This is a genomic window from Pseudomonas sp. SIMBA_068, from assembly GCF_046534705.1.
In the GTDB taxonomy this organism is placed as follows: Bacteria; Pseudomonadota; Gammaproteobacteria; order Pseudomonadales; family Pseudomonadaceae; genus Aquipseudomonas; species Aquipseudomonas putida.
The window spans coordinates 1-238 of sequence record NZ_JAWRYI010001581.1 but is presented as its reverse complement, the minus strand read 5'-3'; the positions used below and the strand labels follow the sequence as shown (position 1 = coordinate 238).

The window sequence follows — 238 nt, the reverse complement described above, 5'->3', positions numbered from 1 at the left end:
CAAAAAATCATCAATTCAACCAACGCCCAGAAAGCCAAGGCCGCGTTGATCTTCCGTCTGCCGGATGAGCCTGTGGATGAGTGGGAACGCCTGCTGGAAGAGATCGCCGAAAACGATAACGTCACGCTCGCCTATCGGGATGACGGTGGCGTGCAGATTTTCTGGGTTGTGCCGAAGGAAGATTGATTGAATGAGTGTCCGTTTTATCGCTGTATGCTGCCTGTTTTTTACCTTCACC

1 protein-coding gene is annotated in these 238 nt (G+C 51.3%); it reads left to right on the top strand.

The genetic code is table 11. From position 1 onward, the window contains the following. A partial coding sequence (locus SB756_RS35020) for a DUF1654 domain-containing protein (RefSeq protein WP_410913875.1) occupies positions 1–186 on the top strand: 186 nt, incomplete at its 5' end. Positions 187–238 lie beyond the last annotated feature (52 nt).